The following is a 26,205-nucleotide window of genomic DNA, read 5'->3' as shown; positions in this document are numbered from 1 at the left end:
GCCGTCACGGCAGGCATACCGCTATAAATTGCCTTTCGAACGATATCGCAATCTTGAGCGCAGCACCTCCGCGCGAATACGGCCCGCTTCCGAACTTAACCATATTTGACAGTTGCTTACAGGAAAACCCAAGGCAAGCATTGGGCATAAGCGCCCACAAGAAGAGCGCTCCCGCAGATCGTTGCCGGGATGACGAACCAGGGTTCATAACCAAGGGGAGAATCATCCGATGAGTAAGGTCTTGATGGGTTTGGTCGCCGCTTTGGGTCTCACCTGGGCGGGCAGCGCCTGGGCGCAGGGCGCGCCGAGCGACCACGGTCTCAGCGGCAGGGACTTCGGCGGCGCGGTCAGCGGTGCGGCCACGGAAGGCCCGGCTTCCGACGCGGCCAACGGGGACTCCGTCGGCGGACACGCCAGTGGCGGCGCCAACAGCGATTCTCAGGGTGGCGATCATGGGCGGAGCGGCGACGGCGGTGCCGGCAACTCCAACGGACAGGGCACCGGCGTGCCTGTCCCTGACTAAGAGAACTCTCTCCGCACCAGATGGATTTGAACCGACCCCGGCGCGGCTCCCGCGTCGGGGCCGGCCCTTGAGCGGATATCGTTTCGAGAGGCCTTACCGCCGCCCGAAGAGCTTTTCGATATCGGCCAGCTTCAGCTCGACGTAGGTGGGGCGGCCGTGGTTGCACTGGCCGCTGTGGGGCGTCGCCTCCATCTGGCGCAGCAGGGCGTTCATCTCCTCGGCATTGAGGCGGCGGCCGGCGCGCACCGAGCCGTGGCAGGCCAGGGTTCCGCAGACGTGCTCCAGGCGCTCCCGCAAGGCCAGGGCCTCGCCCAGCTCGGCCAGCTCGTCGGCCAGGTCGCGGATCAGCCCGGCCACGTCGACCTCGCCCAGCAGCGCCGGGACCTCGCGCACCACCACGGCGCCGGGACCGAAGGCCTCCACCACCAGGCCCAGCTCCTCCAGCTCGGCGGTACGTTCGGCGATGCGCGCGGCGGCGCTCTCTTCCAGCTCCACCACCTCGGGCAGCAGCAGCATCTGGCGCTTCACGCCGCTCTCCCCCAACTGCTGCTTCATGCGCTCGTAGACCAGGCGCTCATGGGCGGCGTGCTGGTCGACGATGACGATGCCGTCTGCCGTCTGCGCCACCACGTAGGTGCCGTGCAACTGGGCGCGGGCGGCGCCCAAAGGGAAGCGCTCGGCCTCGGGCTCGGCCGCTCCACGTGCCAGGGTCTGCGCCGCGGCTGCCGCCGCTGCCGGTGCCGCATCCAGGCCCGGCAGGCTGCCGCCCGGCTGGGGCGCGTACAGCGGCGCGGCGTAGGCCGCCGTCGCCTCGGCCAGGCCGCGCGGCAGAGTCGTGCGCTGGCCGCCCCAGTTTCCTTGATAGCTCGCCGGCCCCGACTGCGGCCGGAAGGCACCCAGTGCCGTCTCGGAGACCGTGGTCGAGGCGCGGTGTCCGGCCTGGGCCAGGGCGTGCTTGCAGGCCGAGACGATGAGGCCGCGCACCAGCCCCGGATCGCGGAAGCGCACCTCGGCCTTGGCGGGATGCACGTTCACGTCGACCTGCTCGGGCGGCAGCTCGACGAACAAGGCCACCAGCGGATGGCGGTCGCGGGCCAGGAAGTCCTGGTAGGCGCCACGGAGGGCCCCGTACAGCAGCTTGTCGCGCACCGGGCGGCCGTTGACGAAGAGGTATTGATGCTGGGCGTTGCCGCGGTTCAGCGTCGGCAGGCCGACGTAGCCCGTCAGACGAATCCCCTCGCGCTCCGCGTCGATGGCCAGCGCGTTGTCGGCGAAGTCGCGGCCCATGAGCGCCGAGAGCCGCTTCAGGCGCCCCTCGAAGAGCGCACCCTCGGCGGGGGCGAGGCCGATCAGCTTCCTCTCCCCGTCGGACAGCGTGAAGCCGACCTGCGGATGGGCCATGGCCAGGCGGTTCACCGTATCCTGGGCGTGGGAAACCTCGGTGCGCGCGGTCTTCAGGAACTTGAGCCGCGCCGGGGTGGCGAAGAAGAGGTCGCGCACCTCCACGCGGGTCCCCTTGGGATGGGCGGCGGGCTGCGGCTTGCCGAGCTTGCCGCCCTCGACGCTCAGCGCCCAGGCCTCCTCGGCATCGGCCGGGCGGCTGGTGACGGTCAGCCGCGCCACGGCGCCGATGGAGGGCAGCGCCTCGCCGCGGAAGCCCAGGGAGGAAATGTGCACCAGGTCGTCGTCGGGCAGCTTGGAGGTGGCGTGGCGCTCCACCGCCAGGGTCAGCTCCTCCGGGGTCATGCCGCAGCCGTCGTCGGTGACGGCGATCAGCGCCCGCCCGCCGTCGCGCAGCACCACGTCGATGTGGCGTGCCCCGGCGTCCAGGGCATTCTCGACCAGCTCCTTCACGGCAGCGGCCGGGCGCTCCACCACCTCGCCGGCGGCGATCTGGTTCACCAGGGTCTCGGGAAGGCGGCGAATCGGCATGAAACGGGCGACTCCTGTTGATTTACCGGCAGAGACTAGCAGACGCGGCGGAGTCGCGAAAAGCCGCAGGAAAGTGGGAAAATCCGCTAGACTGGCCCCATGATCAGCCACATCGACCACGTCGTCCTGACCGTCCGCGATGTCGAGCAGGCGGTCGCCTTTTACACCCGGGTCCTGGCCATGGAGGCGGAGACCTTCTCCGGCGGGCGCCGGGCGCTGAAGTTCGGTAGGCAGAAGATCAATCTGCAGACTCTGGGGATGGAGACCCGCAACTTCGCGGGCATCGGCTCCGGCGATCTCTGCCTCATCACCGGCTGGGAACCCGAAAAGGTGGTCGCCCATCTCGAGGCCGAGGGGGTCGAGATCGTCGAGGGGCCGGTGGAGAAAACCGGCGCCATGGGGCCCATGATCTCCGTCTACTTCAACGACCCGGACGGCAACCTCATCGAGGTCGCCAGCTATCCCTGAGCGGCTACCAGCGGCGGGCGCGGGCGATGAAGTCGGTGATACGCTGCGAGCCGAGGATGAGGCCGATCCCGACGCAAGCCTGCACGATCTCCGAGACCAGGTAGTGCACTTGGAAGGTCTGGGCTTCCAGTGCGCCGTCGGCGATGTAGAGCAGATAGAGGACGATCTGCGGCAGCGCGAAGCTGATGAGAATCAGCCCCAGCAGGACGACCCCAACCGACAGCAGGGAGCGCGGCGACCAGTCTGACACCGCTTCCGGCGCCCCTGCGGCGACCTCTTTCGAAAGCCAACCTGCACCGAACCACAGCAGCAAGACCATCGCCAGGTTCAAGATCGGCATCGCCAGCACCAGCCACAGGCTCGCCTCGTAGATAAGCTGCCAGCCCTGCGGCCGGCCCACCCCAAAAGCACTGGAGAGGGAAAAGAGGCCCTGCGGAATGCTCAGCACCGCGAGGTAGAGGAAATAGAGCGCCAGCAGGCGGCAGCCGATGAAAGCGATGTCTCTGGCGGACGGCATGGGCGCAAATCCCGGAAGATGGCGAACAGCCGACAGGCTAAACCATCTTCAGGTTGTGCGCAAAAAAAGCTGTTCTTTGAGCCGTCAACGGCAGCCTGCTAGAGCAGATCAGGGTTGGCTGAAATCGCCCAAGGCGATCCACCGGCCCTGTGAATCTGCTCTATACCTTTGAGATAGATCGGATTCACACGATTAGACGGGACCGCATTGCGGTTCCGTCTAATCGTGATCCGATCTAGAGATCAGCAGATATCCCGGAGCGGCGGAAAGAAACGCTGGATCGCTGCCCTGCGTGCTTCGAGACGCCCGCTGGCGCGGGCTCCTCAGCATGAGGTGCTTTTCTTGGGGGCCATCCTCCAGCGACGGCCTCATCCTGAGGAGCCCGGCCGGGCGTCCGTCCGGACGGGCATCTCGAAGGACGCAGGGCGCTGAGGCAGCCGTCTTCAGCTCCCCCCGCTGGGGGCTTCCTGGGTCGGGGTGATGCCCTCGGGCGCGCCGACCACGACGACGCTCAGTTCGTCGGGCCGGTAGATCCGCTTGGCGACGCGCCTGGCGTCGTCCAGGGTCACCGCCTCGATGTAGCCGTTGCGCTTTTCCAGGTAGTCGATGCCCAGGTCTTCCATCTGCATGCCGACCAGCATGCCGGCGATGTTGTCGGAGCTGTCGAAACGCAGCGGGAAAGAGCCGGTGAGGTAGCGCTTGGCGTCGTCCAGTTCCTCCGCCGTCGGCCCCTCGGCGGCCATGCGCGCCCACTCCTGGCGGATGAGATCCAGCGATTCGCCGACGCGGGCGTTCTGGGTGGCGGTGCCGCCGGCGACGATGGAACCGTGATCCAGCGGCGCCAGGTAGGCATAGACGGAATAGGCCAAGCCGCGCTTCTCGCGCACCTCCTCGACCAGCCGCGAGGAAAAGCCGCCGCCGCCCAGGATGTAGTTCACCACGTAAGCGGCGTAGTAGTCCGGGTCGTCGCGCATGATGCCCTGATGGCCGAGGGCCACCACCGACTGCGGGATCGGCTTGTCGATCACCACCACGGCACCGGGATTGGCCATTTGGGCCTCGGCCAGCGTGAAGGGCGACGCCTTCTCCGGCAGCGCGCCGAAGGTCTCGTCCAGCACCTTGCCCAAATCCTGCGGCGTGATGTCGCCGACGACGCCGACGAAGAGGCGGTCGCGGCCGAAACGCCGCTGCACGAAGCCGCGCAGGTCGGCGGCCGAGATGGCGGCGATGGAGGTTTCGGTGCCGTTCACCGGCCGGGCATAGGGGTGCTCGCCGAACATGAGGCGGCGCAGGGTGCGGCTGGCGATGGTGTTGGGGTCTTCGGAGTCCCGCGACAGGCGAGCGATGAGCTGGCTGCGGATGCGCTCCACCGGCTCCTCGTCGAAGCGCGGCTCGGTCAGCGCCAGGCGCAACAGCTCGAAGGCGCGCTCGCGGTTCTCGGTCAGGGTCGCCAGCGAACCGGAGAAACTGTCGAGCCCGGCGTCGAAGCGCAGAGAGATGGAGAGGTTGTCGAGCTCGCCCTGGAAGGCCTGGGAGTCGAGCGGCCCCGCACCTTCGTCGATGAGGCTGGACACCATGGTGGCCAACCCCACCTTGCCCTGGGGGTCGAGCGCGGCGCCGCCCAGGAAGGCCAGCTCCAGCGCGATGATCGGATTGGTGTGATCCTCGACCAGCCAGGCCTCGATGCCGCCCGGCGAGACCACGCGCTGCACCTCCACGGCGCGCGCCTGGACGGCGGAAAAGACAATCGAGACGGCGACCGCCGCCGCAACCAGCAGCGCCATCGCCGGATTGCCCGGAATCCGGCTGCTCGGGCTTCGCATCAAGACGATCCTTTCCCTGATTTCTCGAGTCTCAGACAGCTTCGTTTTCCCCGCCCGCCGTTCAACTCGTCGGCTCCGGCAGCAGATAGCTGGTGACCGACTGCGCGTCGCGCAGCACGTCCTTCATGGCACGGTTCACGTCCTCGACGGTGACCTCGGCGACGCGCTCGGGCCAGGCCTCGACGTCCTCCAGGCTGCTGCCGGTGGTCAAGGCCGCGCCGATCACTCGCGGTGCCGTCGCCAGGCTGTCGCGCGCGAAAACGGCGGCGGCGACCAGACGCTTCTTGGCTGCGGCGACCTCTTCCTCGCTGACGCCGCTTTGCAGCAGTTCGGCGATCTGCGCGCGCAGGGCCGCCTCGACCGGCGCCACCTCGCCGCCGGGGCGCGGCGCGACGTAGAAGGTGAAGGTCGAGTAGTCGTAATCGTTGGGGCTATACCCGGCCCCGGCGGAGCCGGCGATGCCCTGCTCCACCACCAGGCGGCTGTAGAGGCGCGCCGTGGCGCCGCCGCCGATGATTTCCGAGAGCACCTGCAGGGCGTAGGTATCGTTGCGCAAGCCCTGCTCGACCGCCTGGCGGTGACTGGGAGCGAGATAGGTGACGCGGACCTGCGGCTGGCGCACCCGCGGGCTTTCCAGCGTTACCTCGCGCGGCGCATTCTGCGGCGGCTCGACCACGCGCTTGCGCTGCGGCACGTCCTTGCGCGGGATGACGCCGTAATACTTCTCCGCCAGGGCGCGCACCTCTTCGGGATCGACGTCGCCGGCGACGATGAGGACGGCATTGTTGGGCGCGTACCACTTGTCATAGAAGGCGACCGCCGCCCCGGTGGAGAGCTGTTCGATCTCGTGGTCCCAGCCGATGATGGGAATGCGGTAAGGGTGGTTGAGGAACAGCACCGCGCGGCTGATCTCGCCGAGTTGGCTTCCCGGCTCGTTGTCGATGCGGCTGCGGCGTTCCTCGCGCACCACCTCGCGCTCCGGCAGCACCACGTCGTCGGTGAGCATCAGGTTGGCCATGCGGTCGGCCTCGTTCTTCATCATGATCTCCAGGCGGTCGGCCGCGACCGTCTGGTAGTAGGCGGTGTAGTCCCAGGAGGTGAAGGCGTTCTCGCGCCCGCCGTTGGCGGCGATGATGTCGGAGAACTCGCCGGGGGCGAGGCTTTCGGTGCCCTTGAACATGAGGTGCTCGAGAAAATGCGCGAGACCGGATTCCCCCGCCTGCTCGTCCGCGGCGCCGACCCGGTACCACACCGAGTGATGGACGATGGGGGCGCGGCGGTTGACGACGACCACCACCTGCAGACCGTTGTCCAGGGTGAAGCTGACCGGATCGAAAACCTTGGCGCCGGCATTGCCCGCAAGCCCGGCAAAGCCTGCCAGGAAAACGGCCAGGGCCCCGAAAAGCGGGGCGGCCAGACGGACCGGACGGCGGAGAACTGCCATTTCCAGGACCTCCCTCCAGCGGTGCAGGGCCCAAGCGACGCGCACGGGCCTGCCGCTAAAACAGAATGATTCTATTGAGCATCTATATGGCACGAAACCGGACGCCCGCAAGCGGACGTCCGGTCGCATTATGGTGAACAATCGTTAACGTCCGGTCAGCAGACCGGCGCGCGCGGCGTGAGACGGCTAGAAAATGCCTTCCAGCGGCGCCTGGCGGCGGCGCTCGATCTGCGGCGTCGGGCCGGTGGTGACCGGCTGGCCGAGGGCCGCGTTCTCCTGCAGGCGGCGGCGTTCGGCCACCGGATCGACGACGGTGCCGGTCGGCGGGACGTCGTTCCAGAAGACCAGGCGATCCACGAAATAGTCCGACTCTTCGTTGATCTGCTTGGTTTCGCGGTTGACGATCAAGCGGATGTTCGGATCGGCCGCCTGCGCGCCGGTCGCGCTGAGCAGGGCCTGCTCGCCCACGGTGACGCGCCGCGGCGCCGCGTTGGCGGTCTGCTGGGCACCCTGGCTGTTGCGGAACACGGCCCGTTCGGCCTGCTGCGCCGGCGTGCCGACCTGCGGGCGCGGCGCGCCGGGCTCGGGCGGGCGAAGCTGGAAGTCGGGCGGCACCGTCAGCGGCGCGCGCGAAACGACCCGGAATTCGTCGGGCGACTGCTTGTTCATGCCCAGGCTCTCGCGGAATCCGCCGCAGGCGGAAAGGCTCAAGGCCAGCCCGGCAAACATGAGAAGTCTAAAGGTCATGCTGCGATCCATTCGACTACCTCCCTATCCCCGCCTCTTTATTACCCTTCCTGCCGGGCTGGAACAAGCCATCCGCGATCAGCAGGATCACGCCGCCAACGATGGCGCTGTCGGCGACATTGAAGGCCGGCCAATGCCAGCCGGCGAGGTGAAAGTCCAGAAAATCAACGACCCCCGGCAGATGCAGCCGGTCGACGGCGTTGCCCAGCGCCCCGCCGACGACCAGGCCGACGGCCCAGGGCAGCAGGCCCGCACTACCCCCTTTGTGGGTCTCCCGGTGCAGCCAGATCAGCAGGCCGGCGGAGACCGCCAGGTTGAGAAAAACGAGAATATAGGGCTGCCAGGCCGCGTCGCCCTGAAACAGGCCGAAGCTGACACCGGTGTTGTAGGTCAGCACCAGATTGAAGAAGCCCGTCACCTCGATGACCCGCGGCGGATCCATCACGCGCAGCAGGATGACCCACTTGGTGAGCTGGTCGAGCAGCAGGATCGCCGCGCCGATATAGAGGGAAAGCTGCATCGGGTTCCGGAAGCCGCCTACTGCGCCGCGGCGCCCAGATGCTGCACCGCATCGGCGCAGCGCCCGCAGGTCTGCGGCGCCTCGGCCACCCGCCCGACCTCCGGCAGCACCTTCCAGCAGCGCTCGCACTTCTCGCCCTCGGCGAGCTGAGCGACCACAGCCACCCCCGGCACCTCGGCAAGGCGGAAGGCATCGTCGGGCGCCGGCGCGCCGGTCAGCGCGACATCGGAGGTGATGGCGACGTCCGCCAGTTCCACCGCGGCCACGGCCGCCATCAGCTCCGGCCGCTCGACATGCACCACCGGCCGCGCCTGCAGGCTGGATCCGATGCGCTTGGCGGCGCGCTCCAGCTCCAGGGCGCCGGTGACCACGCGGCGCACCTCGCGCACCTTGGCCCACTTGTCGGCCAGGTCCCTGTCGAGCCACTCGGCCGGCACCTCCGGGAAGGTGCGCAGATGCACCGAGGCCTCGGGCCCGCTGCCGCGCGCCCACCAGGCTTCCTCGGCGGTGAAGCAGAGGATCGGCGCCAGCCAGGCAGTGAGGCAGGAAAAGACCTCGTCCAGCACCGTGCGGCAGGCGCGGCGGCGCAGCGCGTCCGGGCGGTCGCAATACAGCACGTCCTTGCGGACGTCGAAGTAGAAGGCCGAGAGGTCGATGGCGCAGAAGTTATAGACCGCCTGATAGAGGGCGTGGAAATCGAAGTCCCCGACGTTGCGGCGCACCTGCGCGTCCAGTTCGGCCAGGCGGTGCAGCACCCAGCGCTCCAGCTCCGGCATCTCCTCCGCCGCGACCCGCTCGGCCTCGGTGAAGCCGTCCAGGTTGCCCAGCAGGTAGCGCAGGGTGTTGCGCAGCCGGCGGTAGGAATCGCCCTGGTGCTTCAGGATATCCGGGCCGAAACGCAGATCCTCCTCGTAGTTCGAGGCGACCACCCAGAGGCGCAGGATATCGGCGCCCTGGGTGTCGACGACGTCCTGCGGCGAGAGGGCATTGCCCTTCGACTTGGACATCTTCTCCTTGCCCTGCTCCTCCAGGATGAAGCCGTGGGTCAGCACGGCGTCATAGGGCGCGCGCCCGCGCGTGCCCGAGGACTCCAGCAGCGAGGAGTGGAACCAGCCGCGGTGCTGGTCGGAGCCTTCCAGGTAGAGATCGGCGGGCCACTTCAGTTCCGGGCGCGCCTCCAGCACGAAGGCATGGGTGGAGCCGGAATCGAACCACACCTCGACCACGTCGGTGATCTGCTCGTAGTCGTCGGCGTTGTAGTCGTTGCCGAGGAAGCGCTGCGGGTCGCTGGAGAACCAGGCGTCGCCGCCCTCCGTCTCGAAGGCCTCGGCCACCCGGTCGATGACGCCTTGATCGCGCAGGGGCTCGCCGGTCTTCTTGTCGACGAAGATCGGCAGCGGCACGCCCCAGAGGCGCTGGCGCGAGATGCACCAGTCCGGGCGCTGCTCGATCATGGAGCGCAGGCGGTTGCGCCCGGTGGCGGGCACGAAGCGCGTGTCGTCGATGGCCTTCAGGGCCTTCACCCGCAGATCGTTGGTCTCCATGGAGATGAACCACTGCGAGGTGTTGCGGAAGATCAGCGGCGCCTTGGAGCGCCAGGAGTGCGGATAGCTGTGCTTCAGCTTGCCCTTGGTCACCAGGCGCCCGGCCTCGGCCAGGTACTTGATGACCTTGCCGTTGGCGTCGCCCGGCTTGCCGTTCTCGTCGTAGACCACCGCGCCGGCGACCAGCGGCACATGGTCGTAGAAGTAGCCGGCGCCATCGACGGTCTGCGGGATCTCGATGCCGTGCTGGCGGCCCAGCGCCCAGTCGTCGGCGCCGTGGCCCGGGGCGATGTGCACGAAGCCGGTGCCCTGCTCGGTGGTGACGAAGTCGCCGGCCAGCAGCGGCACGTCGAAGTCGTAGCCGCCCTGGGCCGGCGCAAAGCCGTTCCAGGGGTGACCGCAGACCGTGCCGGCCAGCGCGCTCACCGTGCCCAGTTCGCGCCAGGCCTCGATCTTGGCATCGGCCTTCACCTGCTCGGCCAGGTCCTTGGCCAGCACCATTTTCTCGCCGACCTCGGCCGCGCTGCCCTCGGCCACCGCCTCGACCTGGAACACGCCGTAGGCGATCTCCTCGCCATAGCCGATGGCGCGGTTGCCGGGGATGGTCCAGGGCGTGGTGGTCCAGATGACGACGGAGGCGCCCTCCAGCAGCGGGGCTGGGCTCTTCACCACCGGAAAGCGCACCCAGATGGTGGTCGAGGTGTGGTCGTGGTACTCGACCTCCGCATCGGCCAGGGCGGTCTTTTCGACCACCGACCACAGCACCGGGCGCGAGCCCTTGTAGATGCCGCCGTTGGTCAGGAACTTGCCGATCTCGCGCACGATCTGCGCCTCGGCGTCGAACGACATGGTGGTGTAGGGCCGCTCCCAGTTGCCGACCACGCCCAGGCGCTTGAACTCCTCGGTCTGGATCTTCACCCACTTCTCGGCGAAGTCGCGGCATTCCTTGCGGAACTCCAGCACCGGCACAGCGTCCTTGTCCTTGCCGGCGGCGCGGTACTGCTCCTCGATCTTCCACTCGATGGGCAGGCCGTGGCAATCCCAGCCCGGCACGTAGTGCGCGTCCTTGCCCAGCATCTGATGGGCGCGGTTGATCAGGTCCTTGAGGATCTTGTTCAGCGCGTGGCCGATGTGCAGGTGGCCGTTGGCGTAGGGCGGGCCGTCGTGGAGGATGAACTTCTCGCGGCCCTCGGAGGCCTCGCGCAGCCGGGCGAAGAGGTCGAGCTCGTTCCAGCGCGCCAGGGTCTCCGGCTCGCGCTGGGCCAGGCCGCCGCGCATCGGGAAGTCGGTCTTCGGCAGGAAGACGGTGGGTCGGTAATCTACGCTCATCGCGTGGTTCTTCTCAGCTCGAGCTTGTTTGGGCCAGGATCTCGCGGGCCTGGCCGCAATCGAGGGCGATTTGTGCCTTTAAAGCGTCGAGGCCGTCAAACTTCTTTTCCGGGCGGATGAAGTCCATGAGGCGCACGCGCAGGGTCTCGCCGTAGATGTCCCCGGCGAAATCGAAGAGGTGAACCTCCAGGCGCACGTCCTCGCCGCCCACGGTGGGCCGCCGGCCCAGGTTGGCCACGCCCGCCAGCCACTGGGTTTCCTCGCCGTGCTCGACGCCGGGATCGCGCCCGGCCAGCACCGCATAGACCCCCAGCGCCGGGCGGAGATAGTCGCCCAGGCCGATGTTGGCGGTGGCGAAGCCGATGGTGCGCCCGCGCTGATCGCCCTCCTCGACCCGGCCCTCGATCTCCCAGGGCCGGCCCAGCAGTTCGGCGGCCTTGGCCGGGCGCCCCTCGCGCAGGTGGTCGCGGATGATGGAGGAGGAATAGACCTCCCCGTTGCCGGTCATGACCGGATCGACCGCCGTGACGCCGAAGCCCTGCTTGGCGCCCATCGACTTCAGCAGCGCCACGTTGCCGCCGCGCTTGTGGCCGAAGCAGAAATCCCAGCCAACCACCACGTGGCGGGCCGCCAGGTCGCCGACCAGGATCTCCTCGACGAAGGTCTCCGCCGGCTTCAGCGCGAAGCTGCGGTCGAAGTGCAGCACGAAGAGGTGGTCGACCCCGGCTTCCTGCAGCGCGTGGGCCTTGGCCCGCAGCGAGGTGAGGCGGAAGGGCGGCCGCTCCGGCAGGAAGACCGAGCGCGGGTGCGGCTCGAAAGTCAGAACCGCCATGGGCGCGCCCAGCTCGTCGGCAAGGCGGCGCGCGTCGGCCAGCAGCAGCTGGTGGCCGCGGTGGACGCCGTCGAAATTGCCGATGACCACGACCGCGCCCCGGGCGTCGTCGGGAAGGTCGCTGCTGTGCCGGAATATCGCCATAGGAACGGCTGGTCTGACGCCTTAGGCCGGGAGTGTCAACGAAAGAAGCCCGCCGCCGCCGCGCGGCGCCCGGCCGGAGGGCCGTGTAGCCCGGCAAGATAGCGCAGGAAGCGCCGCCGGGCCTAGATCGGATCACGACCAGACGCAACCGCGCGAGGGGCCCATTGACCGTGTGAGTCCGCTCCAACTCATGAGCCCAGAGCCGCTTCACGGGGCCGAGGAGCCACCGGCGGCGGCGCCTTCCGGCCCTGATCCGCTCAGGGACAGCGAAGCTGAGAAGGGTTGGCCGGCGGCCGGGCTGTGGCCCTATTCGGCAGCTTGAACCGGCGCGGCAACGTCGTTGCCCGGAGCCTCGGGCTCGCCGAGGACATCGCGGCGGCGGTGCACCATCAAGGTCGCCTCGCCTTCCAGCACCACGGTGTCGCCAACGCAGCAGACGGTGTCGAAAACAACACGTTTCTTCTCGGCCTGGATTTCCTTCACCGTGACCCGCGCCTCCACAGTGTCGCCAACCTTGACCGGCGCCTTGAAGCGCAAATCCTGGCGCAGGTAGATGCAGCCCGGTCCCGGCAGGCGGGTGCCGAAGACCGTGGAAATGAAGCTGGCGGAGAGCATGCCGTGGGCGATGCGCCCGGCGAACATGGTCTTCTCCGCAAAACTCTGGTCGAGGTGGACCGGATTGGTGTCGCCGGAAATGCCGGCAAACATGGTGATGTCGGCCTCACTGACGGTCTTCGCAAAGACCGCCGTCATCCCGACCTCCAGATCCTCGATGAAGTAACCGTGCTTTTCCTTCATCAGAACATTTCTCTCTGCCGCCGAAATTATGTTACGACTAAACGTCTAATCGCGTAATTTTATTCTGAAAAACATTAGAGGAAAGCCAATCTCTTCGCAAGTGCGATTTCGCGGCTGCGAAGACCTTCAAGCATGGCACTTTTCGGTAAATTTTGACTTAGCGAAAGCCCTCTATTGCGGCAGCGCAGTGGCCCCTGCGGGGCGCCGAAGGCCCACAGCGGTCGAGGGGGAGCTACCGCCGCCGCAGCCGCGGGCCGGCCAGGGCCGCCAGATCGCGGTCCATTTGATCGCGAATGGCCTCAACCGGCAGGGTTGCGGTCGGCGCACTGACGCTGCTGGCCAGCGGCACGCTGGCACCCTGCTCATCCAGCGGCAACGGCGCCCGGCGCAGCATGCGGTAGAGGGCGAAGACGCCGATGGCGGCGTGGACCGCGCCGATGCAGGCGAAGAAGCCGTCGCTGCCCATCTCGCCCATCAGCAGCGACACGCCGATCGGCCCGAAGATCGCGCCCGCACCCCCCACCATCATCAAGGTGCCGCTGGCCGAAACCATCTGCTTGGGGGTCAGGTAGTCGTTGGTGTGGGCGATGCAGAGCGAGTACATGGGCAGGCTCATGCCGCCGACCAGGAACATCGTGGCGTAGAGGGCGATGGGTTCGCCGCGCGCGGCAAACGCGGCGGCCAGCGCGGCCAGGGCCGCGGCGAAGGTGACCACGGTCAACACCTGGCGGCGGTCCAGCTTGTCGGAGAGGCGCCCGATCGGCCATTGGAAGGCCATGCCGCCGACGATGCTTGCGCTGACGAAGACGGCGATCTGCGCGACGCTGAGGCCGAGGGCGCCGGCGTAGACCGGGGACATGGCATAGATCGCCGCGTTGGCCATCCCGGTGCCCAGCGCCCCGATCATACCCAGCGGCGAAGTCTGGTAGAGGGCGCGCAGCCCCAGCGGTTCAGGCGCCGTGAAGTCCGGCGCCGGCGTCACCGAAACCGAGATCGGCACCAGCGCCATGGAAACCAGCACCGAGGCGAGCACGAAGAGCACATAGCTGTTCGGGTCGGCGAGGTTCAGCAGGAACTGGCTGGCCGCCATGCCGCCCAGCAGCACCACCATGTAGACCGACAGCAGGGTGCCGCGGGTCTCGTTGGTGGCGCGGTCGTTGAGCCAGGACTCGGCGACGACGTAGAGGCCCGCATAGCAGAAGCCCGTGACCATGCGCATGGCGCCCCAGGCCCAGGGATCGACGAAGACAGCGTAGATCAGCGCCGCGGTCGAGGCGGTCGAGGCCAGCGCGGCGAAGGTGCGCACATGACCGACATTGCCCACCACCTTGGGCGTGACGATGGCGCCGGCCAGCAAGCCGACATAGTAGGCGGCCATGATGAGGCCCGTCGCCTCGGTGGTGAAGGCCTCCGCGCCCGCGCGAATGCCGAGCAGCGAGTTCTGCAGGCCGTTGCCGAGCATCAGCATGCCTAGCCCGACGAAGAGTGCCCAAGCGGACGTAATCGCTGCGAACATCAGAAAGATCCAAAACCCGGAACCGCGGTCTCCCGCCCCGCCTTATGCATTGGCGGGAGAGGGCTTGCTATCGGATTTGCGCCGCCGATCCGGCGCGAACTGACTGAAATGCCTTGCGTTCTGAGCCAAGGCCGCAGCCTGCGGGAGGCCGCTAGCCCGCCGCCAAAGCCTTCAGAGCCGCCTCTTGAGGCGGCGCCAGGCCGACGATCGGCTGGTCCCCGCCTTCGACCACCGGCCGCTTGATCAGCGCCGGATGGCGGGCCAGCAGATCGGCGGCGCGCGCCGCGTCGAGATCCGCTTTCTCCGCCTCCGGCAATCCGCGCCAGGTGGTGCTGCGGCGGTTGAGCAGCGCTTCCCAGCCAGGGCTTTCCAGCCAGGCGGCGAGCCGTGCCGCCGGCAGGCCGTCGGCGCGCAGGTCGTGGAAGCGGTAGGGGCGGCCGCCCGCTTGCACGAGCTTCACCGCCTTGCGGCAGATATCGCAGTTCTTCAGTCCATAGATCACGATCATCGGGCGGCCTCGGGAGACTTGACGGAAGCGGCGGCGGCGCACTCCTGCGGTGGAGGCGCGCCCGCCCCTAATAGCCAATGCGGCCGTGCCGCGTCGACTCCTTCGCGCCGCCGCGGCGCGCCCGCCGCCGGCGGTCCAGAGCGCTCCCCCCCCCCCGCGCCAGGGGCGGTTGACAGCCCGGCACCGGAGGACTCTCATGAGGCATGCCGTCTGCGCCCGACAGCAAAAACCGCGACCACGCGACGTCTCTCGCCGGCAAGGTGATCGTCCTGCTGGAGGACGACGAACTGATCCGGCGGGCAACGGAACGCATGCTCAGCCGTTTCGGCGCCGAGGTCGTGACCGGCGCCGGCAGCGCGGAAGTTCTGGCTGCAATCTCCGACAGAAAATTAACCCCGAGCTGCATCGTCGCCGATTACTGGCTGAACCGCGACGAGGACGGCCTGACCGCCGCCAAGGCGGTGCGCGCGGCGGCGGGCACGCCGCTTCAAGGGCTGATCATCACCGGCGACCCTTCCGACGAAGTGGCCAGCAACGTTGCCAAAGCCGGCTTCCGCCTGATGCGTAAACCGGTCAACGTCGACTCCTTCCTAGACGCCCTCTCAATAAACAGCTAAACAAAGCAGCAGGCTTATCTGCCTCTGCCGAACGGGCGCCCGGAAAAAGCAACCGGCGGCTGTATACCGTTGAGATTGAATTCGCAGAGCCCCGCTCCGCTCCACTTCCGGATGCGAGAGAGAGCGCCGCCGAAGACCGGGAACAGCACCTGGGCGCACTCGTTTTGTAGTTGAAAAGCCTGCGAAAATTCGGATTATACGTAGCGTAGAGAGCTGTCAGTTGATTTGCTTATTCCGACCTTGCCGACCGGTCTTCGGGTCGTCGCGGAATGAGGCCAAAACCGCGGAGGGGGTGCGGAAGCTGCAGTTCGATACCAACGAACACCGGCCTCTGACGGGGCCGGTAAACGCAACGAATTTCAGGGTTCTCTAAATTATGAAAGTCCTCTACGCCGACGATCATTGGATCACACGTAGTGCCGCCAGGCATTTGATTGACCGGCTGGAGCGTGGGAGTGAGCTGCTCGAAGCCGCCGACTTTCGGCAGGCATTGGAGATTGCGTCCAACAATCCCGATCTGGATCTGATTCTCCTTGATCTGCTGATGCCCGGCATGAAGCGCTTCGAAGGGCTTCGCGCCATGCGCGAATGCCTGCCGCAGGTACCGGTCGTCGTCATGTCGGCTATCGAAGACCGCGAGGAAATCCTCCGGTGCATCGAAGCCGGCGCCATGGGCTACATTCCGAAATCGGCCCAAAGCGACGAGATCGAATCCGCGTTACAGACCGTTCTGGCCGGTGGCGTCGCTTTCCCGCGACGCCTGCTGGAACAAAGCAATCCGGCGAAGAAATCGCAGGTTTACGCCTTCGGCAGCGAGAAATCGCTGGAGGACGTCGCCAACGCGCTGACCAAGCGCCAGCTCCAGGTCTACAAGCACCTCGGCCAGGGGATGTCGAATGCTCAGGTCGCGGAGTCGCTGGGCCTTTCCGAGCACACGGTACGGGTCCACGTCTCGGCCATCGTCAAACGGCTGAATCTCGACAGCCGCACCCAGGCCGCCATCAGCGCCGCGGCGCAGGTGCGGGCGCTGGAAGAGGCCGAAGCCGCCAACTTTTAACTCCGACGGCGGCCCCGCGCTTCGACGCAGATCGGGCGCGGGCTGGGATCGGGCGCGGGCTGGGATCGGGCGCGGGCTGGCCGGGGTGCGTGCGGTCTGCGGCGCCTCAGGGGTGCGCCGGCCCGGAGTCCGCGAGCGCGTAGTGGCAAAGCGCGCGGAGCCGTGCCGCCTTCACCGGCGCGTGCAGGCAGTGTATCGCGGCATCCAACTCTTCCCCCGCCGGCGGACTGCCGGGCGCGCAGATCAGTACCACCGCCGCCCGCGACGCGGCCTGCCGCAAGTCCTCCGCCCTCTCGAAGGCCCGGCGCTCGGCGATGACCAGCGCCGGCGCCCCGGCCAGCGCCGCCGCGAGTCCGCCCGGCGGCGCCAGCGTCACGAGGGCGCCCCAGTTTTCCAGCATGGCCTTCAGTCCGGCCGTGGCCTCTCCCTCGACCAGCAGCACCGCCGAACCGGCTAAGGGGTTGCCCATGGCGTCCGAGGGACGGCCGCTGAGCAGACCGGCCTCGAAGCCTTCCCCCGCCTCCTCCGCGAAGCCCGCCGGCAGCGCCGCGGGAGAGGCCGCGCGATGAAGCGTGAGCGCGAAGCAGGATCCGCGGCCAGGGCGCGAGCGCAGCGTCAGCGCCTCGCCCAGAAGCCCGGCCAGGCGCTTGGCATAGGTCAGTCCCAGGCCGAGACCGCGCTCGCGCGGGCGGACCTCGTTCTCCAGCCGGAAAAAAGGGTCGAAGAGGCGCGCCGCCTCGGACGCCGCCACCCCGGGGCCGGTATCCCAGATCTCCACCCGCAGGGCACCGCCGGCGCGGCGGCACCCCAAGAGAACCTTGCCGTCGCGCGTGAACTTGGCGGCATTGTCCAGCAGGAGGGAGAGCAGGCGCCGCAGCACCACCGGGTCGGCGTGCACCGCGGCGCGCGTCGGCACGACGCGGAAGTCGATCCCCAGGTGGGTGAAATGCGCCAGGAACTCGTCGTGCAGGCGAGCGAAAACCTGCTGCAGTTGCAGCTCCTGGGGCCGCAACTGCAGCAGGCCCCTTTCCGCTCTCTCCAAATCGGCCAGAGAATCGAGCCAGGCGTTCGAGAGATCCAGCGCATAGCGCATGTCGTCGACGATCGCCTCGCGGTCGCCGCTCTCCACCGACTGCCGCAGTTCGCCGATCAGCAGGCTCAGGGCGTTCAAGGGCTGACGGAGCTGGTGTTGCGCCTCCAGGAAATAGCTGCCGCCAAGCACTTTACCCGCCTGCTTCAAGACACGCCCTCGCAGATAGATTGATCGATCTGCGAGCATAGGCCGAATGGCCGCGGGAATGAACGATGAAAAACCTCAAAATACAACTAAAAGTGGCGAACTGCGGCAGACCCGGCGCGGTCAGCGGAAGAGGTAGCGGCGCGCCTCATGGCCCCACTCGCGGCGGCTCCAATTCCGGTCATGGCGCCACTGGCCCCGCTGAGCGTGTGGGCCGCGGTCGTAACGGCGCCAGTCGTGGCGTTTGGCGTAGTGGCCGTGCCCGCGGCGCCAGTCGTGGCGTTTGGCGTAGTGGCCGTGCTGGCGGCGCCAATCATAGCGCTTGGCGTGATGGCGGCCTCCGTGGCGCCGCCACTCACGCTTCACGATGTGGCGGCGATAGTGCGTCCTGTCGCCGTCGCGCCGGTACTCGCGGCGCGAATCTATCCGCACCATCAGGTCGCTGCTCTGCACCGCCAGCGGTTGCTGGCGCAGCGGCCCGGCCGCCGCGGGCGCCGCGGTAACGCCGCCGGCCAGTATCAGCACGGCAAGGGCGGCCGTGCCGAGAGGGAAGCTTCCACGGGTGAAAGTGACTTTGAACATAAGGGCCTCCTCGCTTTGGTGGTCGGAGTCTGCCCGGCAGACTCCAGCTCGCCGCCCGCCTGGTGTCCGCTTTCGCGAGATCACCCCTTGGCCCTGGGATCGGATGCGGCCCGATAGGAGGGTTACGCAAAGGGACCGTGCTTCATCCCCGCGGACGCGCGGGACGCCGCCCCGGCCGGCCCTGGAACCGGCGCCGAGTGCGCAAAGCGTGCTTGAAAGGCGACGGGAAGTGCGCCGAGAGCAGATCAGGGTCGGCTGGAATTGCCAAAGGCGATCCGCCGGCCCCGTGAATCTGCTCCGTGAATCCGCTCTATATCTCTGGAATAGATCGGATTCACACGATTAGGGGGCGTCGGCGCCTTCGGGACGGGTGGTGCCGGCTGCCGGCTGCGCGCGGCTCAGGTGGTCGCCGCCGTCCAGACCGATCATCTGACCGGTCACCGAGGGTGCGGCGATGAGGAAGCGCAGCGCGGCGCAGATTTCCGCCAAGCTCGCGCCGTCGCCAAGCGGCAGACCGGCGCGGCGCGCGGCGAAATCTTCCTCGCTTTGGCCCTTGGACGGCAGCGTCGGTCCGGGGCCGATGGCGTTGACGCGGATGCGCGGCGCCAGCGACTGGGCCAGGGTATGGGTGAGCGTCCAGAGCCCGGCCTTGGAGAGCGTGTAGCTGAGATAGCCGGGCGACAGGTTCCACACCCGGGTATCGAGCAAATTGACCGCCAAGCCGCGCGCACCGGCCGGCAGGGCCCGGGCGAGGTGTTGGATCAGCACGAAGGGCGCGCGCAGGTTGGTGTCGAGGTGGGCATCCCAGCTTGCCCGGTCGCAGCTCTCGTGATCGTCGAATTCGAAGATCGAGGCGTTGTTGACCAGCAGGCCGAGTGGCCCCAGTTCCGCCGCGGCCGCTTCCATCAGCCAGGCCAGGGCCGCCTCGTCGCGCAGGTCGGCCGGCAGCGCCACGGCGCGCCCGCCTGCCGCCGCGATCTCCGCTGCAAGCTCCCGCGCCGCGGCTTCGGAGCTGTGATAATGCAGCGCCACCGCCCAGCCGTCGGCCGCCAAGTCGCGGGCCAGGGCCGCGCCGATGCGCCGCGCCGCGCCGGTGACCAGCGCCGCGCGCGGCATCGGCTCCGCGGGAAAGGAACTGCTTTGGGCAGATATCATGAAGCCAAGAACCGAGATGGACCGGGGGCGGATTGCGAATCAGCGGGCAGCTTATCAAAGCCCGGCGCTTAGCAAAGCCCCCAGCTCAGAAACGGCCCGGGCTCAGAAACGGCCCGAGCTCAGAAACGGCCCGAGCCCAACAATCGCTTGAACCCAGCGACGGCCCGCACTCAACAAGGCCCGCCCGGGCTTCACCCGGCCGCAATACCGTCAAAGATCTCGGCCAAATCTTAAGGGTCAGGTCTTGCAGCATCCAAGCCCGACCCGCGTGACCAGGTGGACGAGGCGCCGCGGGACATCCGCGCGGTGCCGGCGTCCGCCAACTGACGGGTGAACACCGCGGCCAAAAAAATGGGCGGCACCGCAATGCCGCCCCGAGTTCGAAAACCGCCCGGCGTGAAGGGAGGGGGCTGCGCCGGGCGGCATTGCTGTGAGACCCGTAAAAGGCTTCAACAGCCTTCCACGTCAGTTGATGGAAATCTCCTGCAGCGGGATCACGCCCATGGGGTTCTGATAGAAGCCCGAAACGCCTTTCCTGGTGATGTTGCTGAAGGGGCTGTAGTAGAGATCCACCCAGTGCACGTCTTCCTTCACCTTTTCCTGGATCCGGTAGTACAGATCGCGCCGCTTTTCCGCATCCAGTTCCGTGCGGGCCTCATTGACCAGTTTGGTGACTTCCGGGTTCTCGTAGCGGGTGAAGTAGCTCTTGTTGTCGTCAGCCGAGACGCTGAAGGCGACCTTCTGATCGGGATCGAGAATATCGTAGGTCCAATAGGCCATGGAGAGGTCGTAGTCGCCATCGACGAAGGTGGACCAGACCTGACCGGGGTCGACCTTGCGGATGTCGACGTCGAGGCCGATGGCCTTGAGCTGTTCCTGGACGATAATTGCTGTCTGCTCGCGCACTTCGTTGCCGGCGGGCACCACGAACTCAAGTGTCTCGCCCTTGAAGCCGGCGTCCTCGATGAGCTTGGCCGCCGTCGCCACGTCATTGGGGTGGTTCTTGTTCGCGGCGTGATAATAGAGCGTCCCTTTGGGCACGAGAGAGTTGGCGACCTCGCCCCGGCCGAAGGTGACGACCTGAACGATGGCCTGCTCGTTGATCGCCATGTCGACGGCCAGACGCACGTCACGATTGGCGAGCAGCTTGTTCTCGTGGTTCAGCAGCAGCGAGTCTTCCCGTGTCGAAGGGTCGAGATGGACCTGGATATTGGGATCCCTCTCGATCGACGGCAGCATCGAGAAGGGAACCCCGAGTGCCACCTCCAGCTCGCCCGCCTGCACCTGCAGGACACGCGTGTTGTCATCCGGCACGACGTGCCACTCGACACGATCGACCTTTGACTGATTGCCGCCGTAGTAGTGCGGGTTCGGCTCCAGGGCCAGATACTCCCCGCGGCGCCATTCGGCCACGCGGTAGGCGCCGGCACTGACCGGCTGGGCGCCGAAGTCGTCGCCCAGGTTGGTGACCGCGCTCTCGGGGAGGATCGAGGCCGCGTACATGGCCAGCGTCGAGAGGAAAGCCGCCGAGGGCTGCGACAGCGTGACGGCCACATGCCGGTCGTCGATGGCCTCGATCGATTCCATCACCTGAAACAGCGAGCGCTGCGTCGACTCCTCGTTGTCCCGCAACCGCGTCAGGCTGAACACCACGTCTCCGACCGTCACCGGGCTGCCGTCGGAGAACTTGGCCTCGCGCAGCTTGAAGGTGAAGGTCAGCTTGTCGTCGGACACCGTCCAGCTCTCCGCCAGGTCGGCCTCGATATCGTTGCCTTCGCGGTTCGAGCGCACGAGGAAGGCATGGACGTTATTGATGACCCAGATATCGACGTTCTGCGTCGTCTTGATCGGATCCAAGGTCGTGCTGTCCTCATCGCGGCCGATCCGCAGCACGTCGGCTGCGAGGGCCGGGACGGACAACGGCGCGGCCACCGCGAATGCCCCAATGGCGAGGGCAGCGGCCGCGAGCGTTCTCGTTACATGTCTCCGCATTATCATTCCTCCTGTTCCGGTTCCGGGACGACCGCCCGGTTGGTCTCGTTCGTTCCCGCCCCTCTCGGGGGCGGTGCGTGCCAGAGCATTTATTCAAGGTACAGTATCGTATTTCAATACGTTGTACCGCTCATCGGTTCCGAGTATAACACCCGCATTTGAGAAAGGAATTGCTATTGTGCGGAGAGAATCAGTAAGGAAGAGCCATGGGATTGAGCACCGACACCTCTGAGCCGCCGCACCGGGCAAAGGGCTTCACGCTGCTTGAAGGCGGTGCGCGGGACCCACTTTTCGTGGAGTCTCTCGCCAAGGGATTGGCCGTTTTGGAAGCTTTCTATGACGAGAGCGATTCCCTCGGCCTGTCGGAGATCGCTGCGAAAACCGGCCTGGGAAAAAGTGCCGCACAGCGTTTTTGCCACACTCTCGGCAAGCTGGGCCTGCTGGAAAAGGACGAGCGCTCGCGCCGCCTGCGGCCGTCGCGCCGGCTGCTCGATTTCTCCTTCATGTTTCTGCACGGCAACCCCCTGGTCGCCATCGCCACGCCCTTCGTCGTGCGGTTGCATGAGGAAGTCGGCGAAGCGACGAACTTCGCCCTGCCGATCGACACCGACGTGATGTACGTGATCCGCCTGCCGAGCCCGGATTCTCCGGTCCCCAATCCGGCGATCGGCGGCCGCGCCCCGATGTTCTGCACCGCCTCGGGCCGGGCCTACCTCTCCGCCCTGGACGCTGCCGCGGCCATGGCGCTGATCGACGCCTCCGACCGCAAGAGCCTGACGCCGCGCACCATCACCGACCGCGAAGCCATTCTGCAGCGGGTCGCCGAGGGACGCGAGAGCGGCTACACCCTGGCCGACCAGGAGTGCATCACCGGCGAACTGACCGTGGCGGCGCCGGTACGGGGGCGCGATTCGATGCCCATGGGCGCCATCAATATCTGCGTGTCGACGCCGACATGGTCGATCGCCCAGGTGCGCAGCAAGCTTGCGCCTAAGGTCACCAGGGCCGCCTTGGACATCTCCCGGGCTCTAGGCGTCGGTACTGCAGGCTGAGCGTGCTTCAGTGCTCCGACGTGCCGGCCTTGAGCCGTGCCGCCGCAAGTTCGGACGGCATTTCCTGATCCGAAGCCGCGCCGTAGAGATGGCAGGCGACCGAGACCGCTCCGGACGGCTGCGCCCGTAGGGTACGCAACGCCGGTGACGGCGCCTCCCGGCAGGCGGCCATGACATGCGGGCAGCGGGGATGAAACGCGCAGCCCGGCGGGACCGAAAGCGGGCTCGGCGGCTCCCCCTGCAGCAGTTCCAGCTCGGCGAGGCTCGCCCCGCCGAGCTTGGGCTTGGCGGCCAGCAGGGCCTGGGTGTAGGGATGCTTCGGCTGCGCAAAGATCTCCTCGGCCGGCCCCTCCTCCACGATCCGGCCCAGGTACATCACGGCAACCCGCTGGCAAAGGTGCTGCACCACGGTCAGGTCGTGGCTGATGAAGATCAGCGCCATGTGGTGGCTGTGCTGCAGCTCCATCAAGAGATTGAGAATCTGCGCCTGCACCGACACATCGAGCGCCGAGACCGACTCGTCGGCCACGATCAGGTCCGGCTTCAAGGCCAGGGCGCGGGCAATGCCGACGCGCTGGCATTGGCCACCGCTGAGGGCACGGGGGCGCCGGTACATCAAGTCCGCCGGCATGCCCACCGTGTTGAGCAGGGCCGCCACGGCGTCCTCCAGGCGCCCCTCCGGCGCCAGGCGATGCACCTTGAGAACTTCCGCCAAGGTGTCGAAGACCGTCATCTTCGGATTGAGCGAGGCCGTGGGGTCCTGGAAGATCATCTGGGCGCGGCGGCGGAATTCGGGCGGCGAACGCGCCAGCAGATCGTCGAGGTCGCGGCCCTTGAACAGGATCTCGCCGGCCTTGCGCGGCGTCAGGCCGAGCAGCGTGCGGCCGAGCGTCGTCTTGCCGCAGCCGGACTCGCCGACAATGCCCAGGGTTTCGCCGGCCGCCAGGCGCAACCCGACCCCGTCGACGGCGCGCACCTCCCTGGCGGGACGCCGACGCAGCACATCGGCGAGGGAGCCGCCGCCGGAAAAGCTGACGACCACGTCGCGGGCGGTCAGCAGGTCGCCGTCCCGAGCTTTCATTGCAAGCGCACCTTACCGGCGAAGTGGCAGGCGCTGACATGCCCCTGCGCGAACTGGTGGGGCTCCGGCACCGTGACTTCGCAGAGCCGTTCGGCGCGAGCGCAGCGCGGTGCGAAGCGGCAGCCCGCCAGCTCCTCCTGCGGGCCCGGCGGCTGCCCGCCGATCGCCGGCAGGGCTTCGCCTGGCCGGGCACGCTCCGGCTGCGAGGCGATGAGGCTCGCGGTGTAGGGATGCGACGGGGCGGTCAGAATCTCCTGCACCGAAGCCGCCTCCATCAGCCGCCCCGCATACATCACCACGACGCGGTCGCAGGTCTGGGTCACCACGGAAAGATCGTGCGTGATGAGAATGATGCCGAGGCTCTTCTCGTCGCGCATCTGCAGCAGCAGCCGCAGGATCTGCGCCTGAATGGTGACGTCCAGCGCGGTGGTGGGTTCGTCCGCGATCAAGACCTTGGGGCGGCAGGCAATGGCGCCGGCGATCATCGCGCGCTGGCGCATGCCGCCGGAGAACTCGTGCGGAAAACTGCGCGCGCGGCTCGCCGGGTCGGGGATGCCGACCTGCCGCAGGATCTCCACCGCCTCGGCCAGCGCCTCGCGGCGGCTCGCCCCCATGTGGACGCGAACGGCCTCGGCGATCTGATCCCCCACGGTCATCACCGGGTCCAGAAAGGACGAAGGGTTTTGGAAGATCATGCCGATCTCGCGCCCGCGTACCTTGGTCATGTCCGCGTCCGACAAGTCCTGGATTTCGCGCCCGCCGAGCCGGATCTTGCCTTCGCTGCGGCGGATGTTGGGCGGCAGCAACTGGGTGATGGCGCGGCAGGTCAGCGACTTGCCGGATCCGCTCTCCCCGACGATGCCCAGGATCTCGCCGCGCTCCAGAGCGAAACTGACATCCTGCAACAAAGTGATCGGCGCGCGCTGGCCGAGCTGCAGGCCGAGGCCGCTGACCTCCAGCAGCGGGGCGCTCAATGCTCCACTCCCAGTTTCTCCGCCAGGCCGTCGGCCAGCAGGCTGAAGCCCAAAGCCATGATGACGATCGCCAGCCCCGGGAAGGCGGCGATCCACCAGGCGGTCGTGATGAAGGTCTGCCCTTCGGCGATCATGACGCCCCACTCCGCGGTCGGCGGCTGGACGCCCATGCCCAAGTAGCTGATCGATGCGCCGGCCAGCAGCACCAGGACCACGTCGGACATCGCGAAGACGATGGAAGAGGCCAAGGCATTGGGCAGGATATGGCGGCACATGATGCGCAGGTGCCCATAGCCGAGATTGCGCGCGGCGAGCACGAACTCGCTGCTCTTCAGCACCAGGACCCGGCTGCGGATCAGGCGCGCGTAGGACACCCAGCCAACGCAGGTGATGGCGATGTAGAAGCTGTGGATGCCCGGCTCCAGCACCGCGATGATCGCCATGAGCAGCACCAGCCAGGGAAAGGCCAGCATGATGTCCAGCAGGCGCATCAGCGCGATATCGGCCAGCCCGCCGAAATAGCCGGCGAAGAGCCCGATGGCGGTGCCGAGCAGGAAGGGCAGCAAGACGCCCAGCACGCCGATCTGCAGGTCGACGACGGTGCCGTGCAGGATGCGCGAAAGGATGTCGCGCCCGAAATTGTCGGTGCCCAGCCAGTGGGCCGGGCTGGGCCCCTGCAGCACCGCCGCATAGTCGTGGGCGTTGGGGTCGTAGGGGCTGATGGCGCCGGCGCCGGCGGCAATCGCGAGCCAGAAGCCGACGATGGCGAGCCCGGCGAGCAGCGCCAGCGGCTGGCCCCGCCAGGCGGGCAAGGCCGGCGGGCGCGCGAAGCGGTGCCGGGCGAGCGGCGGCGTCTGGTTCGTCACATCCGGATCCTCGGGTCCAGGGCCACGGTGATGACATCGACCGTGAAGCTGACGATCACGGTGGCGCCGGCGAAGATCAGCGTCAGGGACTGCACGACGAAGTAATCGCGCGCGAAGATCGACTGCACCATGAACTGCCCGAGACCGGGGACGGAGAAGACCGACTCGATGACCACGGTGCCGCCGATCAGCCAGCCGATGTTCACCCCCAGCAGATTGATCGCGGGGATTACGGAGTTCCTCAGGACGTGGCGGTAGAAGATCCAACGCTTGGGCAGGCCTTTGGAGCGCGCGGCGACGATGAAATCCGCTCCCAGGGTCTCCAGCAGGCTGGCGCGCAGCGTGCGGGTCAGGATCGCCGAGAGCGCCAGGGCGATGGTCAGGGCCGGCAGAAAGAGGTGGTGCAGATGGCCGGTGAAGCCCTCGCCGTAGCCGGCAACCGGAAACCAGCCGACCCAGACGCTGAGCACGATGATCAGCATGATGCCCAGCCAGAAGGGCGGAAAGCCGAGGCCAAGGGTGGAGAAGGTCCGCACCAGTTGGTCCGGCCAGCGCCCCTTGTTGACGGCGGAGACGATGGCGAGGGGCAGCGTGATGGCGACCGCCATAACGGTGCCGTAGGCCAACAGGAAAAGGGTCGCTTCGATGCGCCGGCCCATGAGCTTTGAGATGTCGGTTTTGTAGACGATCGACTGGCCGAGATCTCCCTGCATCAGGTTCTTCAGGTAGATGAAGTATTGAACGATGGCCGGCTGGTCGAGGCCATAGCGCGCCCGCAGGGAGGCCACCACCTCGGCCGAGGCCTTCTCGCCCAGCATGGTGCGGATCGGGTCTCCGGGCACCGCCTGCAGGATCATGAAGGTGATGATGCTGATCCCCAGCAGCACGGGGATCAGTTGAAGCGGCCGGTAGAGAACGAAACCGAAGCGTCCCATGGGTCCGTCTCC

At 67.4% G+C, this 26,205-nt stretch carries 24 protein-coding genes; 5 read left to right on the top strand and 19 right to left on the bottom strand.

The window, feature by feature from the left end:
* The first annotated feature begins 229 nt into the window (after positions 1-229).
* The gene (locus AAFN88_RS05710) at positions 230-523 is read left to right on the top strand and encodes a hypothetical protein (protein ID WP_347518916.1); all 294 of its coding nucleotides are present in this window, start codon (positions 230-232) and stop codon (positions 521-523) included.
* 93 nt (positions 524-616) lie between these two features.
* On the opposite strand, the gene mutL is transcribed toward AAFN88_RS05710, so the two are convergent.
* On the bottom strand, positions 617-2,455 hold the full coding sequence (gene mutL, locus AAFN88_RS05705; RefSeq protein WP_347518914.1) for a DNA mismatch repair endonuclease MutL: 1,839 nt from the start codon (positions 2,453-2,455) through the stop codon (positions 617-619).
* Positions 2,456-2,554: 99 nt separating this feature from the next.
* Here mutL and AAFN88_RS05700 point away from each other — a divergent pair, with 99 nt between their 5' ends.
* Positions 2,555-2,923, top strand: a complete 369-nt coding sequence (locus AAFN88_RS05700) for a VOC family protein (protein ID WP_347518912.1) — start codon at positions 2,555-2,557, stop codon at positions 2,921-2,923.
* 4 nt (positions 2,924-2,927) lie between these two features.
* On the opposite strand, the gene AAFN88_RS05695 is transcribed toward AAFN88_RS05700, so the two are convergent.
* From AAFN88_RS05695 to AAFN88_RS05650, 10 genes are all read right to left on the bottom strand, one after another.
* Positions 2,928-3,440 carry a hypothetical protein gene (locus AAFN88_RS05695; protein WP_347518911.1) on the bottom strand — a complete coding sequence of 171 codons (513 nt, stop codon included), beginning with the start codon at positions 3,438-3,440 and terminating at the stop codon, positions 2,928-2,930.
* Between the two features lie 443 nt (positions 3,441-3,883).
* On the bottom strand, positions 3,884-5,263 hold the full coding sequence (locus AAFN88_RS05690) for a pitrilysin family protein (protein ID WP_347518909.1): 1,380 nt from the start codon (positions 5,261-5,263) through the stop codon (positions 3,884-3,886).
* A 61-nt stretch (positions 5,264-5,324) separates the two neighbouring features.
* Positions 5,325-6,707 carry a pitrilysin family protein gene (locus tag AAFN88_RS05685; protein ID WP_347518907.1) on the bottom strand — a complete coding sequence of 461 codons (1,383 nt, stop codon included), beginning with the start codon at positions 6,705-6,707 and terminating at the stop codon, positions 5,325-5,327.
* A gap of 186 nt (positions 6,708-6,893) precedes the next feature.
* Positions 6,894-7,466 (bottom strand): DUF3035 domain-containing protein, encoded by a 573-nt coding sequence (locus AAFN88_RS05680; protein WP_347518906.1) that lies wholly within the window; start codon positions 7,464-7,466, stop codon positions 6,894-6,896.
* Between the two features lie 4 nt (positions 7,467-7,470).
* Positions 7,471-7,974, bottom strand: a complete 504-nt coding sequence (gene lspA, locus AAFN88_RS05675; protein ID WP_347518905.1) for a signal peptidase II — start codon at positions 7,972-7,974, stop codon at positions 7,471-7,473.
* 17 nt (positions 7,975-7,991) lie between these two features.
* Positions 7,992-10,847: an isoleucine--tRNA ligase gene (gene ileS / locus AAFN88_RS05670; RefSeq protein ID WP_347518903.1), complete on the bottom strand. Its 2,856-nt coding sequence runs from the start codon at positions 10,845-10,847 to the stop codon at positions 7,992-7,994.
* A gap of 13 nt (positions 10,848-10,860) precedes the next feature.
* The gene (locus AAFN88_RS05665) at positions 10,861-11,823 is read right to left on the bottom strand and encodes a bifunctional riboflavin kinase/FAD synthetase (RefSeq protein ID WP_347518901.1); all 963 of its coding nucleotides are present in this window, start codon (positions 11,821-11,823) and stop codon (positions 10,861-10,863) included.
* Positions 11,824-12,129: 306 nt separating this feature from the next.
* Positions 12,130-12,621, bottom strand: a complete 492-nt coding sequence (locus AAFN88_RS05660) for a MaoC family dehydratase (protein WP_347518899.1) — start codon at positions 12,619-12,621, stop codon at positions 12,130-12,132.
* Positions 12,622-12,853: 232 nt separating this feature from the next.
* Positions 12,854-14,137 (bottom strand): MFS transporter, encoded by a 1,284-nt coding sequence (locus AAFN88_RS05655; RefSeq protein ID WP_347518897.1) that lies wholly within the window; start codon positions 14,135-14,137, stop codon positions 12,854-12,856.
* Positions 14,138-14,288: 151 nt separating this feature from the next.
* Positions 14,289-14,645 carry an ArsC/Spx/MgsR family protein gene (locus AAFN88_RS05650; RefSeq protein WP_347518895.1) on the bottom strand — a complete coding sequence of 119 codons (357 nt, stop codon included), beginning with the start codon at positions 14,643-14,645 and terminating at the stop codon, positions 14,289-14,291.
* A 203-nt stretch (positions 14,646-14,848) separates the two neighbouring features.
* On the opposite strand from AAFN88_RS05650, the gene AAFN88_RS05645 reads away from it, so the two are divergent.
* Together AAFN88_RS05645 and AAFN88_RS05640 are read left to right on the top strand one after the other, a co-directional pair.
* Positions 14,849-15,262, top strand: a complete 414-nt coding sequence (locus AAFN88_RS05645) for a response regulator (RefSeq protein ID WP_347518893.1) — start codon at positions 14,849-14,851, stop codon at positions 15,260-15,262.
* Positions 15,263-15,638: 376 nt separating this feature from the next.
* Complete coding sequence (locus AAFN88_RS05640; RefSeq protein ID WP_347518892.1) at positions 15,639-16,319, top strand: response regulator transcription factor; 681 nt, start codon at positions 15,639-15,641, stop codon at positions 16,317-16,319.
* 106 nt (positions 16,320-16,425) lie between these two features.
* Here AAFN88_RS05640 and AAFN88_RS05635 read toward each other — a convergent pair whose 3' ends face one another.
* The 4 genes from AAFN88_RS05635 to AAFN88_RS05620 all read right to left on the bottom strand — a co-directional run bounded on the left by AAFN88_RS05635 (position 16,426) and on the right by AAFN88_RS05620 (position 21,285).
* Positions 16,426-17,559, bottom strand: a complete 1,134-nt coding sequence (locus tag AAFN88_RS05635) for an ATP-binding protein (protein ID WP_347518889.1) — start codon at positions 17,557-17,559, stop codon at positions 16,426-16,428.
* Between the two features lie 120 nt (positions 17,560-17,679).
* Positions 17,680-18,138, bottom strand: coding sequence for a hypothetical protein (locus tag AAFN88_RS05630; RefSeq protein ID WP_347518887.1), 459 nt, complete (start codon positions 18,136-18,138; stop codon positions 17,680-17,682).
* 342 nt (positions 18,139-18,480) lie between these two features.
* Positions 18,481-19,254, bottom strand: a complete 774-nt coding sequence (locus AAFN88_RS05625) for an SDR family oxidoreductase (protein ID WP_347518886.1) — start codon at positions 19,252-19,254, stop codon at positions 18,481-18,483.
* A 504-nt stretch (positions 19,255-19,758) separates the two neighbouring features.
* Positions 19,759-21,285 (bottom strand): ABC transporter substrate-binding protein, encoded by a 1,527-nt coding sequence (locus AAFN88_RS05620; protein ID WP_347518884.1) that lies wholly within the window; start codon positions 21,283-21,285, stop codon positions 19,759-19,761.
* A 206-nt stretch (positions 21,286-21,491) separates the two neighbouring features.
* On the opposite strand from AAFN88_RS05620, the gene AAFN88_RS05615 reads away from it, so the two are divergent.
* Positions 21,492-22,337 carry an IclR family transcriptional regulator C-terminal domain-containing protein gene (locus AAFN88_RS05615; protein ID WP_347518883.1) on the top strand — a complete coding sequence of 282 codons (846 nt, stop codon included), beginning with the start codon at positions 21,492-21,494 and terminating at the stop codon, positions 22,335-22,337.
* Between the two features lie 7 nt (positions 22,338-22,344).
* Here the strand turns inward: AAFN88_RS05615 and AAFN88_RS05610 are convergent, their stop codons facing one another.
* Genes AAFN88_RS05610 through AAFN88_RS05595 form a run of 4 tightly spaced genes read right to left on the bottom strand, consistent with a single transcriptional unit; the run spans position 22,345 to position 26,193 of the window.
* Complete coding sequence (locus tag AAFN88_RS05610) at positions 22,345-23,418, bottom strand: ABC transporter ATP-binding protein (protein ID WP_347518882.1); 1,074 nt, start codon at positions 23,416-23,418, stop codon at positions 22,345-22,347.
* On the bottom strand, positions 23,415-24,392 hold the full coding sequence (locus AAFN88_RS05605; protein ID WP_347518880.1) for an ABC transporter ATP-binding protein: 978 nt from the start codon (positions 24,390-24,392) through the stop codon (positions 23,415-23,417). The genes AAFN88_RS05610 and AAFN88_RS05605 overlap by 4 nt, the downstream gene beginning before the upstream one ends.
* A complete protein-coding gene (locus tag AAFN88_RS05600; RefSeq protein ID WP_347518879.1) occupies positions 24,389-25,258 on the bottom strand; it encodes an ABC transporter permease in 870 nt (289 codons plus the stop codon). Before AAFN88_RS05600 ends, AAFN88_RS05605 begins: the two co-directional genes overlap by 4 nt.
* Positions 25,255-26,193, bottom strand: coding sequence for an ABC transporter permease (locus AAFN88_RS05595; protein ID WP_347518877.1), 939 nt, complete (start codon positions 26,191-26,193; stop codon positions 25,255-25,257). The genes AAFN88_RS05600 and AAFN88_RS05595 overlap by 4 nt, the downstream gene beginning before the upstream one ends.
* Positions 26,194-26,205: the final 12 nt, after the last annotated feature.

It is taken from the genome of Pelagibius sp. CAU 1746, from assembly GCF_039839785.1.
Classification (GTDB): Bacteria; Pseudomonadota; Alphaproteobacteria; order Kiloniellales; family Kiloniellaceae; genus Pelagibius.
Note: the sequence above shows the minus strand (reverse complement) of the source record. Positions and strands in the feature narration are given on the sequence as shown.